This window comes from Neorhizobium lilium (assembly GCF_004053875.1).
GTDB lineage: Bacteria > Pseudomonadota > Alphaproteobacteria > Rhizobiales > Rhizobiaceae > Neorhizobium > Neorhizobium lilii.
Window position 1 is genome coordinate 491145 of record NZ_SBIP01000002.1, and the last position, 15050, is coordinate 506194.

A 15050-nucleotide genomic window follows, 5' to 3' on the forward strand; every position below is an offset into this window, starting at 1 on the left:
GCCGGATCAGAATTCGGACCACTCCTGTTTCACTGCTGCCGATCCGCCGCCGAATGCTGAAGCGAGCCTTGCGCCCATCGCGCGGGCTGGCGAGGCAACCGGACGCGATGCCGGGCGTGCGGCCTGAGGCCGAACATTACGGCGAATGTCGCCACTGACATCTCCAAGCTTGAACTGCGACAACAATTCGTTCAGCGTCGCGGCCTGAGCCGCAAGACTATGGCTGGCCGCAGTCGTCTGTTCCACCATGGCGGCGTTCTTCTGCGTGCCCTGGTCCATGTGGTTGACGGAGGTGTTGATCTCGCCGAGCCCGGTCGATTGCTCCCGCGCCGCGACGACGATCGAGGCGACATTGCTGTTGATCTGCTGCACGTTCGCCACCATGGCCTGCAGCGCCTCCCCCGTCTGGCCGACCAGCGCCACGCCATCGCGCACCTTGCCGCCGGAAGCCGTGATGAGCGCCTTGATCTCGCGAGCGGCAGCGGCCGAACGCTGAGCAAGCTCGCGCACTTCCTGCGCGACCACTGCGAAGCCCTTGCCGGCATCGCCCGCCCTTGCCGCTTCCACACCGGCATTGAGGGCAAGCAGATTGGTCTGGAAGGCGATGTCATCGATCACGCCGATGATGTTGGTGATCTCGCTGGAAGACTTTTCGATCGCTTCCATGGCCTGTACGGCCTGGCGCACGATTTCGCCTGAACGTTCGGCGCCGGAGCGCGTCACATCGACCAGTTGGCCGGCCTCGACAGCGCGAGCCGCGGAATCCTTGACCGCAATGGTGACCTGCTCCAGCGCCGCCGCAGTCTGCTCTACCGAAGCAGCCTGCTGCTCAGTACGCTTGGAAAGGTCGTCGGCTGCCGAACGGATCTCGTTGGCGCCACTATCGATCATCCGCGCATTCTCGCCGACGGCCTTCAACACGCCCTGAAGCGTGCTGACCGATTCGTTGAAGTTGACGCGCAGCTGGTCGAGATGCTGGGCAAACGGTTCCTCAAGGCGGATGGTGAGGTCACCGTCCGAAAGGCCCGTCAGTCCTTTGGCAAGCCCTTCCACGGCAAAGGCAACCTCCGCGGCCTCGCGCGCCCTTTGCTCTTCGCGGGCAATGCGCTCCCGTTCGCTGATCGAACGGTTGGCCTCTGTCTCCTTCTCCAGCCGCTCGCGTTCCAAGGCGTTCTCCCGGAACACGGCGACGGCCGCTGCCATTTCGCCGATTTCATCCTTGCGTTCGGCATGAGGGATCTCGACCCGGTTGTCGCCGGAGGCAAGCGCGTTCATGGCCGCGGTGATCGAGGTGACCGGACGCGTGATACGCACCAGGCTCAGCACTGCGGCACCGATCGCGAGCAATACGGCGAAAGCCACACCCACAATGGTCGAGATGGAGATGAACGCGCCGGCCTCCTCGGCCGTCTGGAGATCGTTTGCCGCACGAACCTTGTTATCCGCAATCAGGCTCTGCAGGACCTGTCCGATTTCCGCGCCCTTCGGCACCATGTCCGCAATGACCGCCTTGGCTTCATAGACCCGCGAACCCTTGACGAGCTCGAGGAAACTGGCGCCCATCTTGTCATAATCCGCGACCGTCTTCTGGAGCGCTTCGAGTTTCGCCTTCGTTTCCGGCAAGGTGGCCGTGTCGCCGAATGCCTTGAACACCTCGTCCCGCTCCCTGATGGAAGCCTGAATCTGATCAAGCCACTGCGCCTGATCGGAGGCCGTGCTGGTGGCGAGCGTCATCAGGTAGAGCCGGCGGAGATCGGACATGACCCGATCCATATTGGCGATCATCAGCGAACGGTCCATGCGCCGGCTGATGCTGCTGATCTGGTCCTCCAGCTGATAGACAGAGCGCATACCGGCAGCGCCCTGGAAGATGAGCATGAAGACGATCATTGCAAACAAGGCGGGAAGAAGAAATTTGATTTTAATCGAGCGCATGGGAAAATCCGCAGTAGTTTCAACTGATACGAGATGTCCTCATCTTTCTGTCAGTCGAAATTGAAGAAAGGCTTACCGCGCTCTGCGACTTCATGCCTCGTCTCCGCCACAACTCTGAGTATAAGATCCTTCTGTATTAGCAGGCAGAAGGCCGGAACTAGTCCGGCCTTTCGTTTGTTATTCTGCGGCAGCGTCTTCAGGCTTCTCATCACCGATAAACCCGCCGGACTGGCGGCTCCAAAGGTCTGCGTAGATGCCGTTGCCGGCCGCAAGTTGCTGATGCGTGCCCTCCTCCACGATGCGACCACGATCCAGAACGATCAGCCGGTCCATTTCCGTCAGCGTCGAAAGCCGGTGGGCGATGGCAATCACCGTCTTGCCCTGCATCAGCGCGAACAGGTTTTCCTGGATCGCGGCCTCGACTTCCGAGTCCAGCGCGGAGGTCGCTTCGTCGAGCACGAGGATCGGCGCATCCTTGAGGAAGACCCGCGCGATGGCGATCCGCTGTCGCTGGCCGCCCGAAAGCTTGACGCCCCGCTCTCCCACATGCGCATCGAGACCCAGGCGGCCCTGAAGGTCGGCGACCCCGTCGATGAAGTCCCAGGCATTGGCCCGTTTCGCTGCTTCGACGATGTCGGCATCCGTGGCGTCCGGCCGGCCATAGGCGATGTTGTCGCGAATTGAGCGATGCAGCAGCGACGTATCCTGCGTGACGACGCCGATCAGCGAGCGCAGGCTGTCCTGCGTCACGGTCGCAATATCCTGCCCGTCGATCGTGATGCGGCCACCCTCAAGGTCGTAGAAACGCAGCAGCAGGTTCATCAGCGTCGTCTTGCCGGCGCCCGACCGTCCGACAAGCCCGATCTTGGCGCCCGCCGCGATGTCGAGGTTCAGGCCGTCGATTACGCCGCCGCCCTTGCCATAATGAAAACGGACGTTCTCGTAGCGGATATGACCCTTGCTTGCCGTCAGAGCTTTTGCCCCTGGCGTATCCGTGACGTCATGCGGCTTGCGCATCATCGAGATACCGTCATAGACGGTGCCGATATTCTCGAACAGCGCCGAGACCTCCCACATGATCCACTGGGACATGCCGTTGATGCGCATGGCAAGGCCGATGGCAATTGCGATGGCGCCGATCGAAATGGCGCCGTCCAGCCAGAACCAGATCGACAGGCCACCGATGGCGAAAAGAGCCAGGCAGTTGTAGAAATAGACCAGAACCTGGAACATCGTCACCTTGCGCATCTGCCCGTAGACGGTCTGCAGGAACACGTCCATGGCACTGCGCGCATAGGCCTCCTCACGGCCCGCATGCGAAAACAGCTTCACCGTTCCGATATTCGTGTAGCTGTCCACCACGCGCCCGGTCATCATCGAGCGTGCGTCCGCCTGCTCGGCCGAAATTTTGCGAAGACGCGGCACGAAATAGGCGACCGTGGCGGAATAGGCGATGATCCACACGATCAGCGGCACGGCAAGGCGCAAATCCGCAGACGCGACGAGCCCCACCATCGAGATGAAGTAGGTGGCGACATAGACGAAGACGTCGAGCACCTTCATCACCGTCTCGCGCACCGAGACGGATGTTTGCATGACTTTGGTCGAAACGCGGCCGGCGAACTCGTTGGCGAAAAAGGTCATCGAGTGGCGCAGCAGGAAGCGGTGCATCTGCCAGCGCGCGATCATGGGGAAATTGCCCATCAGGATCTGGTGCATGATGAGCGAATCGAACGTCGCCACCGCCGGCAGAGCGATCAGCACCACCGCACTCATGAAAATCAAACGCGGACCTTCGGTTTGCAGGAAGGTGGCGCGGTCGGCATGCGACAGCCAGTCCACGATCTGCCCGAGGAACTGGAACAGCATCACCTCGCCGACCGCAATCAGCATGGTGCAGATCGACATCAACAGAACCCACGGCCAGACAGGCTTGGTGTAGTGCCACAGGAAGCCAAACAGCGTAGACGGCGGCAGAGTGGGCGCTTCCTCTGGATAAGGATTGACGCGCCGTTCGAACCAGGAAAACATGGAGAAACTCCGTAAATCGTATTGCCGAGCCGGTTCGGAACGCAAGGCGGCCGGAATCAGGCAACGAAACTTGAGATATCGAGGCCGGGTGTCGGCCACGTAACGGATCAGAGAAGGGAAATTTGCGAGAAACCGCTAAGCGCTAAGCTGGAATTCGGAGAATTCGGCCGCGGAGGCGCCAAAGCACGGTCATATCCATGTGGGTCTCCTTGAGGCTTGCGTTGAAGATGTGGCAGCCTTGTAGCGGCTCACGCGCAAATTGAAAAGATCAAATCGCCCGTCATGCAGCGGAGAAGCAGCCGGTGAGCGTTGCAACGATCCCTCTTGAGCCACGGCCCCCCTTTCTCGTAAAGACCAAAGCATGACCGCGCTCCGCATTGCTCTCTACCAGCCCGACATTGCCGGCAATACCGGCACCATCCTGCGGCTCGCCGCATGCCTTGGCCTCTCCGTCGATATCATCGAGCCGGCCGGCTTCGACATATCCGACCGCAACCTGAAGCGGGCCGGCATGGACTATCTTGCCACGGTCGCTCTCACCCGCCACGTTACCTGGCAGCACTTCGACGCGTGGCGGCGGGACGCCGGACGCCGCCTCGTGCTCGCCTCCACCAAAGCCGCCCTTCCCTATACCAGCTTCGACTTCAGGCCAGACGACATCCTGCTCTTCGGGAGGGAAAGTGCGGGGGTGCCGGATCATGTGCACGATATGGCCGAAGCACGTGTCCTGATACCTATGGTGGACGGCCAGCGATCCATCAACGTCGCCATGTCGGCAGCGATGATATCCGGCGAAGCCCTGCGCCAGACGGGCTTCCGTTGAAGTCTCGATGCAGTTTCCGTCGCGGGAGTTTCCCTGGACCGGATGCCCGGCCTGTGCGATATCCGCCACTGAATTGACAGCGCCTTTCGGGCGTTTGCAGAGAAAGTGGTTCGGTCATGCGCATTACCGGGATAAACAGAATGTGCAGTCTCTTGCTGCTCTCGACAGTCGCGGCGGCCACGCCCGCCCTTGCGCAGGAGGCGGATCATTACACGGCCGTCAGCAACACGGCGATGAGCGTTACCGGCGATATCTGGCTGGACGACTTCAGCATCACCTTCGAAAACGATGAATCGCTTAACTTTTCCGCTCTCGTCGCCGATCATTTTCAGGTCGGCGGTCGCAATGTCCCGGCTTCCGTTTATCGCGTCAAGAATCCGGCCGATCCGGAACTGCAGAACGGCAATCAGCTCTGCGGCAATGGAGACGTGACCTATGTCGCCAACTGGGCGCTGAGCGACGGCATGTCGGCAATTGCCGTCTTCACTGGAAAGCGTGCGCCGAAGGGCGACGACGAAATGTGCGCCCTCTACACCTACCAGGACCCGGAATAGGTCAATCTGCCGTCGGCAGCCGCCGCATGGTGAATTCGATCCGGTCGTTGTCGAGCTGGCGCCAGCTTTCCACTTCGGTCCAATAGGCAGCCTTGGGAAACTCGGCGAACCATTCCCGCGCTTTTTCGCGGGCTTCCTGCCGGGACATGAGAAAGGTCTCGCGTACGAACATGCCGGATCGCGCGCCGGCCTTCTCCAGCCGGTGGCGATCGATCCTGCGCTTCAGCCCGTCGAGCGGCGGGGGTGTGAACTTCGCCATCAAAAGCCTCTCATCCGCACCTTGCGAGAAAAAGATAGTCTGGAGAGACACGCATTGCGAGTCCGATTTTTTGTCTTCGGCCAGTACCGGAATGGCTAACGAAAGCCTCGTTTGCTAGATCCAATGAAAGACGAATCGCGTCTGCGCGCGGCGAGATGGATGGGATCACAGATGGAACGGCCGATACTTCCAAGAGAACTGCCCCACGACATCGAGGAGAAGAAGGCAGCGGCTAGGGCTTGGTTCGAGAGCCTGCGCGATACGATCTGCGCCTCCTTCGAACAGTTGGAGGATGAGCTGGCAGGGCCTCTTTCCGATCAGGCGCCGGGACGCTTCGAGCGCAAGGACTGGCTGCGTGATGGCGGCGAAGGCGGAGGCGGCACCATGTCCATGATGGCCGGCCGGGTGTTCGAGAAGGTCGGCGTGCATACTTCGACTGTCCATGGCGAATTCTCCGAGGATTTCCGCGCCCAAATGCCTGGAGCCGACGAGGATCCACGCTTCTGGGCGTCCGGCATTTCGTTGATCGCCCATCCGGTCAATCCCAACGTGCCTGCCGTCCACATGAACACCCGAATGGTCGTCACCACCAGTCAATGGTTCGGCGGCGGCGCCGACCTGACGCCGGTGCTCGACCGCCGCCGTACCCAGGACGATCCCGACACTCTCCTCTTCCACCGCGTTATGGAGATCACCTGCAACCGTCATCAGGCAGTCGCCGATTACGATCGCTACAAGGCATGGTGCGACGAATACTTCTTCCTGAAGCACCGCAACGAAGCCCGCGGCGTCGGCGGCATCTTCTTCGACTGGCTGCATTCGCAAGAGGAAAAAGGCGGTTGGGACGCCGACTTCGGCTTCGTGCAGGATGTCGGGCGCGCCTTCAACATGGTCTACCCCAAGATCGTTCGGGGCAATTTCAACAGCGATTGGACGGCAGAGGATCGCGACGAGCAGTTGGTACGGCGCGGCCGCTATGTCGAGTTCAATCTGCTTTACGATCGCGGCACGATTTTCGGTCTGAAGACCGGCGGCAACGTCGAATCCATTCTCTCCTCTCTACCTCCAGTGGTCAGGTGGCCATGATCGACTTGGCTAGTTGACAGTTCAACTTTCGCTAATAAGGAGTTTTCGAATCGCCGCTGTGGTGGTAACTTCTCGCTGATCGCACTGGAGGAGGATCCCATGAGCGCATCATACAGCCTGCCAAACCCAAGCGTTCCAACACTGGACCTGCAGCAGCAGAAAGGTCCGTCCCGCAATCTGGACACGCCGCGCATGATCGAGCGGCTGGCAATCGAGATGCGGGCCCGCAGCGGTGGTGAGTTGCCTCATTCCTTTTATGTCGAGAAGGTGAAGCAGCGGCTCCGGGGCGAGAATGGAGACAGCTTCATGCCAGCCGACGTGATGGCACAGCAGATGCCATCGGAAGCTCAGTCCGTCTTCCACGCCTGGGCGCTGCGCGAGTAACATCGGAACACACCACTCGCCCCTGAGTTAGATCGGCAGCGCCGGAACTTTCGGCGCGTCAATTGCTGAACAGGAGGAGACACAGATGCGACTGTTTGAGTGCGGCACGCTGGTGCCCGGCTGCGAATGGCATACGCGGGCGCAGGACGATGCCGAAGTGGTTCGACGTGCCGTCGAGCATATGCGCGGGACCCATGGCGAAGAAATGATCCGACAAGGCACGGTAGAGAAGATCAAGGCGCGTATCCAGCACGAAAACGGCGTTGAGGCGGCGGCCTGAGCCGGCCGAAGACGATTAAAGCGAATCCGCGATCATCTCGTTCAGCCGGGCGGTCAGTACCGCCCGGTCGAGAGTGAAATTGCGCTCCACCCATAAATCCTCGAGCAGCTTCAGCACTTCGCCGACCCGCTTTCCGGCGGGCACGCCTGCCGCGACAACGTCGGCACCGGTCATCGGGAACACCGGCTTTCGGTAATTCTCCGCCCGCTGCAGGAGCGTCGAAAGCCGCGCCGATTTGCGCATCGCCACCGGATCTCCTTCGTCCGCCGAGCGCGCCGACACGAGCGCGAGCTTCAGCCGCATGACAAGGCCGTCGGCGCCATGACGGTAGAGCAGCCTGTCGAAGCCGACATCGGTTACTTCGTCCGGCAAGACTGGCGCTTTCGCCCAATCCACCAGCCGCGCTGTCTCCGCCTTCGACATTCGCAGCCGCGTCGCCAGCGCATTGAGCCTTTCCGCATCGGGCGGCACGATGGCGGCGAGCCGCAGCAGGGGATAAGGCGCCCAGCCGAACGCGGCCTCCGTTGTTACCAGTCCGTGAATGGAGTCGATGCCCCACTTTTCCGTCTCGGGCAAGATTTCCGTCAGCACGCCCACCTGCCGCATCCACAACAGGGCGCGGGAGGGGTCTGCAGCCGAAAGAAGCTTTTTGGTTTCCGCCCAGACGCGTTCGGCCGAAAGCGTCGAAAGCTTGTCCTTGGCGCGCGCCGACGCCCTCAGGCCATCGGCGTCTGGCCGCCCGGAACCATAAAGTGCAAAGAAGCGGAAAAAGCGGAGTATCCGCAGATGGTCCTCCGCGATCCGTTGCGCGGCGTCGCCGATGAACCGAATGGTGCGCGTTTCGATGTCCGCGAGGCCGCCGACGAGATCGATCACCTCCCCCTGGTCATCCGCATAGAGCGCGTTGATCGTGAGGTCGCGCCGCTCCGCATCTGCCTGCCAATCGGTTCCGAAAGCTACCTTGGCGCGCCGCCCGTCGGTTTCCACGTCGCGCCGCAACGTCGTCACCTCGAATGGCCTGCCGTCGGTGACCAGCGTTACCGTACCGTGCTCGATCCCCGTTGGCACCGCTTTGATCCCTGCTTTCACCGCACGCTCCACCACTTGCTCCGGCAGAAGCGTCGTGGCGATGTCCACATCGGAGACCGGCATTCCCATCAACGCATTGCGCACAGCGCCGCCTGCAATACGCGCCTCTGCCCCGTCAATATTCAGGAGCGAAAGCACACGCTGAAGCGCCGGATCGCGGAACCAGGCGTCGTCTCCAACAGAGGTCATGCGTAGAGCCTTTCATACAATGTCCGGAGAATACCGGCTGTGACGCCCCAGATGTTGCGCTGCTCGTAGGGCATCAGATAGAAGTGCCGCTCTCTTCCGTCCAGCAGGCGCGAACTGCGTTGGTGGTTCGCCTTGTTCATCAGAAACGATAGCGGCACTTCGAAAGCCTCATCCACTTCCGTCGGATTGAGCTTCAGCTCGAAGCCGCGCTTCACCACGGAAAGCACCGGCGTGATCCGGAAACCGGTCGTGGCGAAATAGGTCGGCAGCCGCCCAACCGTTTCCACGAAATGCGGCGCAAGGCCGATTTCCTCTTCCGCTTCACGAATGGCGGCCCGTTCCGGAGATCCGTCCTCCGGATCGATCGCGCCGCCTGGAAAGGCGATTTGGCCCGAATGCTTGCGCAGGTTCGACGTACGCTGCGTCAGGATGATCTTGGCGTCTTCGCCATCATCGACCACCGGCACCAGCACCGCGGCATCCTTCAGCTTGAGGCCTTGTGCATAATCGACCAGCGTCGGGTTGAGCAGATGGTCCCCATGCTCGCGCGCCGCATTCTCGATCGGACTGCCACGCTGACGAAGCGCGCGTCGCCGAAATTCGCCGGCTGAGAAAGGAAATGCGTCGGTCATTGCGACAGGCGGTCCAGTTCGGCTGCCGGCATGATGGGAAACAGTTCAGCGCCGGATCGAATGGCAAACATGTCCACACCATCCACAGCCACCACCGCTCCCAGTGCCACAAGGTCGTACATCACCGCGCGGGAAACCAGCGCCTCCAGCCGCCCACGGACATGCAGATAGGGCTTAAGCTCCCCTGTCTCGCCACTGATCGCGAAGCGCAAGGGATGATCGCTGCCTGCCTCCACCACGTCGCCGACATTGGTGCGGAAGGATAACACAGGTCCGCCCGGCCCATCGACCGCTTGCATCTCCACGGCCAGGAACGGCGCGTCGACAACACGGATGCCGAGCTTTTCCACAGGCGTGACAAGATATGTTTTCCCGTCTTCATCCTTGCGCAGCACCGTGGAGAAAAGCCGCACCAGCGGAGCCCGGCCAATCGGCGTCCCCATGTAGAACCACGTACCGTCGGCGCGGATTTCCATGTCGATATCGCCGCAGAAAGGCGGGTTCCACTTTTCGACCGGCGGGAGGCCCCGACCGGGAGTACCGGTCTGTTCGGAGGCACGGGCAATCAAAGCCGCCAGTCCCGCCGCGTCGCCTTCCGAATTTGTCATCTGTGCCGCCATCTTTCAGTCCCGGTTCACACGTAACACCAAGGATCAATGATAGGGATCTATAGGATCGGCTCGATCATTGATCCTTGGTATAAGCACTCGACAAGGCTATCGTTCCTCACGAGATAGTCATTCAATACGCGCTTGTCAGCCTTCTTTCGGGTAATAAGTTTGGTTGAATGGGCGTATTTCGCACCGCAGCGATTCGCCATCAGGCACGATGCCTTGGCTGTGCGATCTACCGAATAAGCATGTTGGAGAGCGATATGGGCATGATGAATTCCACCGAGGCAGTGCTCGACGAGAAGGCCATCATCGCGTCCGCCGAAAGTGCTCTTGCCGATATCGCCGCCATCCGTGCCCAGATCGCCAAGGTGATCTTCGGCCAGGAAAAGGTGGTGGAGAACACGCTGCTTGCGGTTCTCTCCGGTGGCCACGCGCTGCTTGTCGGCGTTCCGGGCCTTGCCAAGACCAAGCTCGTCACCACGCTCGGCTCGGTGCTGGGTCTCGACTCCAACCGCATCCAGTTCACGCCGGACCTGATGCCCTCCGATATCCTCGGCTCCGAAGTCATGGACGCCGACGAAAGCGGGCGCCGCTCCTTCCGCTTCATCAAAGGCCCGGTTTTCGCTCAATTGCTGATGGCAGACGAGATCAACCGCGCTTCGCCGCGTACCCAGTCCGCGCTTTTGCAGTCCATGCAGGAATACCACATCACCGTCGCCGGTCAGCGTTACGACCTGCCGGCGCCCTTCCATGTGCTGGCGACCCAGAACCCGCTGGAGCAGGAAGGCACCTACCCGTTGCCCGAGGCTCAGCTCGACCGTTTTCTGTTGCAGGTGGACGTGCTCTATCCGGATCTCACCGCTGAGCGCCAGATTCTGCTGGAGACGACCGGGCTTTCGGAGCGCCAGCCGGAAAGCGTCATCGATGCGGCGCGCCTGCAGGAAATCCAGATGCTGATCCGTCAGATGCCGGTCAGCGACACGGTGGTTGATGCGATCCTTTCGCTGGTCCGCTCCGCCCGTCCCGGCCAAGGCAACGTCACCACGGACAAGCATGTCGCCTGGGGTCCCGGCCCGCGCGCCGGCCAGTCGCTCATGCTCACCGCCCGCGCCCGTGCGCTCTACGAAGGCCGCCTCGCCCCATCGCTCGACGATGTCTATGCGCTGGCGGAACCCGTGCTGGAGCACCGCATGGCTCTCACCTTCTCGGCTCGCGCCGAGGGTATGTCGGTGCGCGACGTCATTGCCGGCCTGGTGAAGCAGGCCCGCGGCTAAGGCGGCTCCCCGCAAGGCTAGAAAGGAACCCCGTGGCATCCATTGGCCAGATCGTCGAACAGACGCCCACCAATGACGTCCTTTCCCGCGCCCAGGCGCGGGCCATGCTGGTGCCCGATTGCATGGTCGAGGCCAAGCGCATCGCCAATACGGTGATTGCCGGCTGGCACGGCCGCCGCAAACGCGGCATCGGCGAGAACTTCTGGCAGTTCCGCCCCTATGCTGAAGGCGAAAGCCTGTCGCGCATCGACTGGCGCCGCTCCGCCCGCGACGACCATACCTATGTCCGCGACCGCGAGTGGGAAGCGGCCCATACCGTCTGGCTGTGGGCCGACCTTTCTCCGTCGATGATGTACAAGTCGACGCTGGCGCAGGTCTCCAAGGAGAGCCGCGCGCTGGTCATCATGCTGGCGCTCGCCGAAATCCTCTCACGGTCGGGCGAACGCATCGGCTGCCCCGGCATCATGGAGCCGGTTTCGTCACGCAATGCCGCCGAGAGGCTGGCAACCGCCATCATGCACGCTCCCCAGGCAACGGGTCTACCCGATACGGCCATGATCCGCGGCCAGAGCGACATCATCTTGATCGGCGATTTTCTCGATGAAGCGGATGCGGTGATGAACCGTATCGCGCCGCTCGGTCGCCGCGGCCTGCGTGGCCATGTGATAGAGATCGCCGATCCGGCCGAAGAGACCTTTCCCTATTCCGGCCGCACCGAATTCGTCGATCCGGAGACGGGCGAGAAGCTCGTCGCAGGCCGGGCAGAGAATATCCGTGACCTCTACCAGCGCGCCTATTGGGCTCGCCGCCAGGCACTCGGCGAAGCGCTGCGGCGGCTGGGATGGAGCTTCGTCTTCAATCGCACGGATCATCTTGCCTCCGAGGCGCTGGTCGCAGTCCACGGCTATCTTTCCGGCATGCCGGCACAAAGGGCAATCGAGCGGCCGACAGGAGGCAAGGCATGAGCGCTCTTGCTTTCGCCAGTCCCGCAATTCTCCTTGGCCTGATCGCCCTGCCGATGATCTGGTGGCTGCTGCGGCTGACGCCGCCGCGCCCCAAGGCGGAAGTCTTCCCGCCGCTGCGCATCCTCGCATCCGTGTTGACGCGGGAGGAGACGCCCTCCAAGAGCCCGTGGTGGCTGACCTTGCTGCGCATGCTGCTCGCCGCAGCGGTCATCTTTGCTATTGCCGATCCTATCCTCAATCCGCGCACCAACTCGCTCAACACCGCAGGCCCGCTGGTGCTTGTGGTCGATAACGGCTGGGCGACCGCTCCGGACTGGGATCGCCGCGTACAGACTGCCCGGCTTCTGATCGACGATGCCGAAAACGCCGATATCCCGGTTTCGATCGCCTTCACCGCCGATCCAAGCCAGGAAGCGACGCCGGGCACGGCTGCTGACGCCCGCGAAAAGCTCGCCGCGGCCGGCCCGAAGCCGCTGGTCCCAGATCGTGCCCGTGCCGCCAAAGCGGTGGCGGAAGCGCTGAACGGCACCCGCCCCGGCACGCTCGTCCTTCTTTCCGATGGTGTTGCGGCCGCAAGCGATGGCGATGCTGTCGCCTCCCTCGCCGCCCTGTCGCCGGCGGATCTGCGCCTGATCGAAGGTGACGGCCGCAGCGCCCTTGCCATCACCGACGCCAACAACAACGCGACGGCGCTAAGCGTCACCGCGACCCGGTTGGTTACCGCGACGGCGCAACAGGCGATCGTCGATGCGCTCGACAGCCAGGGACGGTCGCTCGCATCGGGCACGCTCGACTTCGCAGTGGGTGCCGCCACCGCCACCGCGGAGATCACCGCCCCCTTCGAGCTGCGAAACGATTTCGCGCGGCTGAACGTGCAAGGCATGGCGACGGCCGGCACCGCCCATCTGCTCGACGACGGCTTCAAGCGCCGCCGCGTCGCATTGCTGGCAGGAGACGGCGGCAACGATCTGCAACCGCTTCTGCAGCCGCTTTACTATATTAGCCGCGCTCTTCAGCCCTATGCCGATATCGTGGAGCCCCGCACGGCCGACCTCGCCGCCTCCATCCCGGAACTGATCGCCAGCAACCCGTCAGCCATCGTCATGGCCGATATCGGCCGCCTTCCGGCAGAGACCTATGCGCCATTGCAGCGGTGGATCGCCCGGGGTGGCACGCTGATCCGCTTTGCAGGCCCGCGCCTTGCCGCCGCGCCCGCCGATGATCCGCTGGTGCCTGTCGTGCTGCGCCAGGGCGAACGCGCGCTCGGCGGCGCCATGTCCTGGTCGGAGCCGCAACCGCTGGCGGAGTTTCCCAGTTTCGGTCCCTTTGCCGGCCTGCCGCGCGCCGCCGACATCACCGTCAGCCGTCAGGTTCTGGCCGAGCCGAGCCCGGATCTGGCCGAGCGCACCTGGGCGAGCCTTGCCGACGGCACACCGCTCGTGACTGAAAAGGAAGTGGAGGCGGGACGCATCGTGCTCTTCCACACCAGCGCCGAGGCGAGCTGGTCCAACCTTCCGCTTTCCGGCAATTTCGTGGAAATGCTGCGGCGTCTCGTTCAGCTTGCCCGCGCAGGCGGCGCCGCAACGACTGGCGCAGAGGGAGCCGCCGCCGCCCTGCCGCCCTACCGGCTGTTGACCGCCGACGGCATCCTCACCACCGAAACCGGGACGGCGCGACCGATCGCCATCCGTCCGGGAGAAACACCCGTGGCAAGCTTCGATCATCCGCCTGGCCTCTACGGCACCGAAGACGGTTATAGCGCCGTCAACCTTCTGGCCCCGAAAACCGTACTGGCTCCCTTCGATGCCGCAGGCGCGGGACAGAATATCGCCCGTGAAGGCTTGGCCGGTGGCGAAGCTCGTTCGTTGCGGCCCGCCCTCTTCGCGCTGGCCTTCGCGTTGCTGGTGCTCGACAGCCTCGTCATCCTCTTCATGAACGGCGCCTTCGCCAGAGGTCCGCGCAACCGTTCGCATCGGGGCACGGCAGGCGGCGCCGCGGCTGCCCTGGCAGGTCTGCTCGCCTTCGGGCCTCTGGCCTTCTCGCCCGGACATCTTCAGGCGCAGGACATGGCGCCCGGCGCGGCGGCAAAACCCGGCGACGACCAGATCCTGGAACGGCTGGATACAACCCATCTCGCCTATGTCACAACGGGCGAACCCGATGTAGACCGCATCTCGCAGCAGGGTCTCGAAGGGCTGAGCCAGTTCCTCACCTACCGGACGACACTGGAGCCGGGCGCGCCCGTCGGTCTCGACATCGCCAAGGACGAGCTGTCTTTCTACCCGATCATCTACTGGCCTGTTTCAGCAACCGCCCCCATGCCCTCGCAGGCTGCGATTTCCCGCATCGACGCGTATATGCGCAATGGCGGCACCGTGCTGTTCGATACCCGCGACCAGATCTCGGCGCTGGATGGCGCCGGCTCCAGCCCCAACGCGCAGCGCCTGCAGGCCATTCTTGCCGACATCGACATCCCGCCGCTCGAGCCGACGCCGGAAAACCATGTGCTGACCCGCTCCTTCTACCTCCTGCGGGATTTTCCCGGCCGCTATGCCGGAAGCCCGCTTTGGGTGGAAGCCCGTCAGGACGCCAAGAACAGCGGCTCCAAGCTCTCCTCGACCGGCGACGGCGTCACGCCGATCCTCATCACCGGCAACGACTTTGCGGGAGCCTGGGCGATCGACGCACAGGGCTCGCCTGTGTTGCCGACAGTGCCGCCGGACGAGATGCAGCGGGAATATGCCTTCCGCGCCGGCGTCAACATCCTGATGTACATGCTGACCGGCAACTACAAGGCCGATCAGGTGCATGTGCCGGCTCTCCTGGAACGGCTTGGGCAGTGACGCAATGATGGTGAGCAAGTCGCGTATAGAAAAAGACCCCTCCCCACCCTCCCCACAAGGGGGAGGGCTTAACCCAGCCGTTACGCCGAGGC

The 15050-nt window shown here is 62.6% G+C and carries 14 protein-coding genes; 8 read left to right on the forward strand and 6 right to left on the reverse strand.

Annotated elements, in window-relative coordinates:
• Window positions 1-6: 6 nt before the first annotated feature.
• Window positions 7-1935, reverse strand: coding sequence for a HAMP domain-containing methyl-accepting chemotaxis protein (locus EPK99_RS08575; protein WP_128442619.1), 1929 nt, complete (start codon window positions 1933-1935; stop codon window positions 7-9).
• Between the two features lie 177 nt (window positions 1936-2112).
• Window positions 2113-3966 carry an ABC transporter ATP-binding protein gene (locus EPK99_RS08580; RefSeq protein WP_128442620.1) on the reverse strand — a complete coding sequence of 618 codons (1854 nt, stop codon included), beginning with the start codon at window positions 3964-3966 and terminating at the stop codon, window positions 2113-2115.
• 361 nt (window positions 3967-4327) lie between these two features.
• On the opposite strand from EPK99_RS08580, the gene EPK99_RS08585 reads away from it, so the two are divergent.
• The gene (locus EPK99_RS08585) at window positions 4328-4789 is read left to right on the forward strand and encodes a tRNA (cytidine(34)-2'-O)-methyltransferase (protein WP_128442621.1); all 462 of its coding nucleotides are present in this window, start codon (window positions 4328-4330) and stop codon (window positions 4787-4789) included.
• Between the two features lie 140 nt (window positions 4790-4929).
• A complete protein-coding gene (locus EPK99_RS08590) occupies window positions 4930-5343 on the forward strand; it encodes a hypothetical protein (RefSeq protein WP_128442622.1) in 414 nt (137 codons plus the stop codon).
• Window position 5344: 1 nt separating this feature from the next.
• Here EPK99_RS08590 and EPK99_RS08595 read toward each other — a convergent pair whose 3' ends face one another.
• The gene (locus EPK99_RS08595; RefSeq protein ID WP_128442623.1) at window positions 5345-5602 is read right to left on the reverse strand and encodes a hypothetical protein; all 258 of its coding nucleotides are present in this window, start codon (window positions 5600-5602) and stop codon (window positions 5345-5347) included.
• A gap of 171 nt (window positions 5603-5773) precedes the next feature.
• On the opposite strand from EPK99_RS08595, the gene hemF reads away from it, so the two are divergent.
• The 3 genes from hemF to EPK99_RS08610 all read left to right on the forward strand — a co-directional run bounded on the left by hemF (window position 5774) and on the right by EPK99_RS08610 (window position 7352).
• Entirely contained in the window at window positions 5774-6688 is a 915-nt protein-coding gene (gene hemF, locus EPK99_RS08600) for an oxygen-dependent coproporphyrinogen oxidase (protein WP_128442624.1), read from the forward strand.
• 99 nt (window positions 6689-6787) lie between these two features.
• The gene (locus tag EPK99_RS08605) at window positions 6788-7072 is read left to right on the forward strand and encodes a hypothetical protein (RefSeq protein ID WP_128442625.1); all 285 of its coding nucleotides are present in this window, start codon (window positions 6788-6790) and stop codon (window positions 7070-7072) included.
• 85 nt (window positions 7073-7157) lie between these two features.
• The gene (locus EPK99_RS08610; protein WP_128442626.1) at window positions 7158-7352 is read left to right on the forward strand and encodes a DUF1059 domain-containing protein; all 195 of its coding nucleotides are present in this window, start codon (window positions 7158-7160) and stop codon (window positions 7350-7352) included.
• A gap of 15 nt (window positions 7353-7367) precedes the next feature.
• Here EPK99_RS08610 and EPK99_RS08615 read toward each other — a convergent pair whose 3' ends face one another.
• The 3 genes from EPK99_RS08615 to EPK99_RS08625 are packed head-to-tail and all read right to left on the reverse strand — an operon-like array spanning window position 7368 to window position 9882.
• Window positions 7368-8630 carry a CCA tRNA nucleotidyltransferase gene (locus tag EPK99_RS08615; RefSeq protein WP_128442627.1) on the reverse strand — a complete coding sequence of 421 codons (1263 nt, stop codon included), beginning with the start codon at window positions 8628-8630 and terminating at the stop codon, window positions 7368-7370.
• Entirely contained in the window at window positions 8627-9262 is a 636-nt protein-coding gene (locus tag EPK99_RS08620) for a CoA pyrophosphatase (RefSeq protein WP_128442628.1), read from the reverse strand. Before EPK99_RS08620 ends, EPK99_RS08615 begins: the two co-directional genes overlap by 4 nt.
• Window positions 9259-9882: a DUF1285 domain-containing protein gene (locus tag EPK99_RS08625; protein WP_128442629.1), complete on the reverse strand. Its 624-nt coding sequence runs from the start codon at window positions 9880-9882 to the stop codon at window positions 9259-9261. The genes EPK99_RS08620 and EPK99_RS08625 overlap by 4 nt, the downstream gene beginning before the upstream one ends.
• A 254-nt stretch (window positions 9883-10136) precedes the next feature.
• Here EPK99_RS08625 and EPK99_RS08630 point away from each other — a divergent pair, with 254 nt between their 5' ends.
• From EPK99_RS08630 to EPK99_RS08640, 3 genes are read left to right on the forward strand one after another with little or no spacing between them, the layout of a single operon-like run.
• Window positions 10137-11150 carry an AAA family ATPase gene (locus tag EPK99_RS08630; RefSeq protein WP_128442630.1) on the forward strand — a complete coding sequence of 338 codons (1014 nt, stop codon included), beginning with the start codon at window positions 10137-10139 and terminating at the stop codon, window positions 11148-11150.
• A gap of 32 nt (window positions 11151-11182) precedes the next feature.
• Window positions 11183-12115 carry a DUF58 domain-containing protein gene (locus tag EPK99_RS08635; RefSeq protein ID WP_128442631.1) on the forward strand — a complete coding sequence of 311 codons (933 nt, stop codon included), beginning with the start codon at window positions 11183-11185 and terminating at the stop codon, window positions 12113-12115.
• Window positions 12112-14958 (forward strand): DUF4159 domain-containing protein, encoded by a 2847-nt coding sequence (locus EPK99_RS08640; protein WP_128442632.1) that lies wholly within the window; start codon window positions 12112-12114, stop codon window positions 14956-14958. The genes EPK99_RS08635 and EPK99_RS08640 overlap by 4 nt, the downstream gene beginning before the upstream one ends.
• Window positions 14959-15050 lie beyond the last annotated feature (92 nt).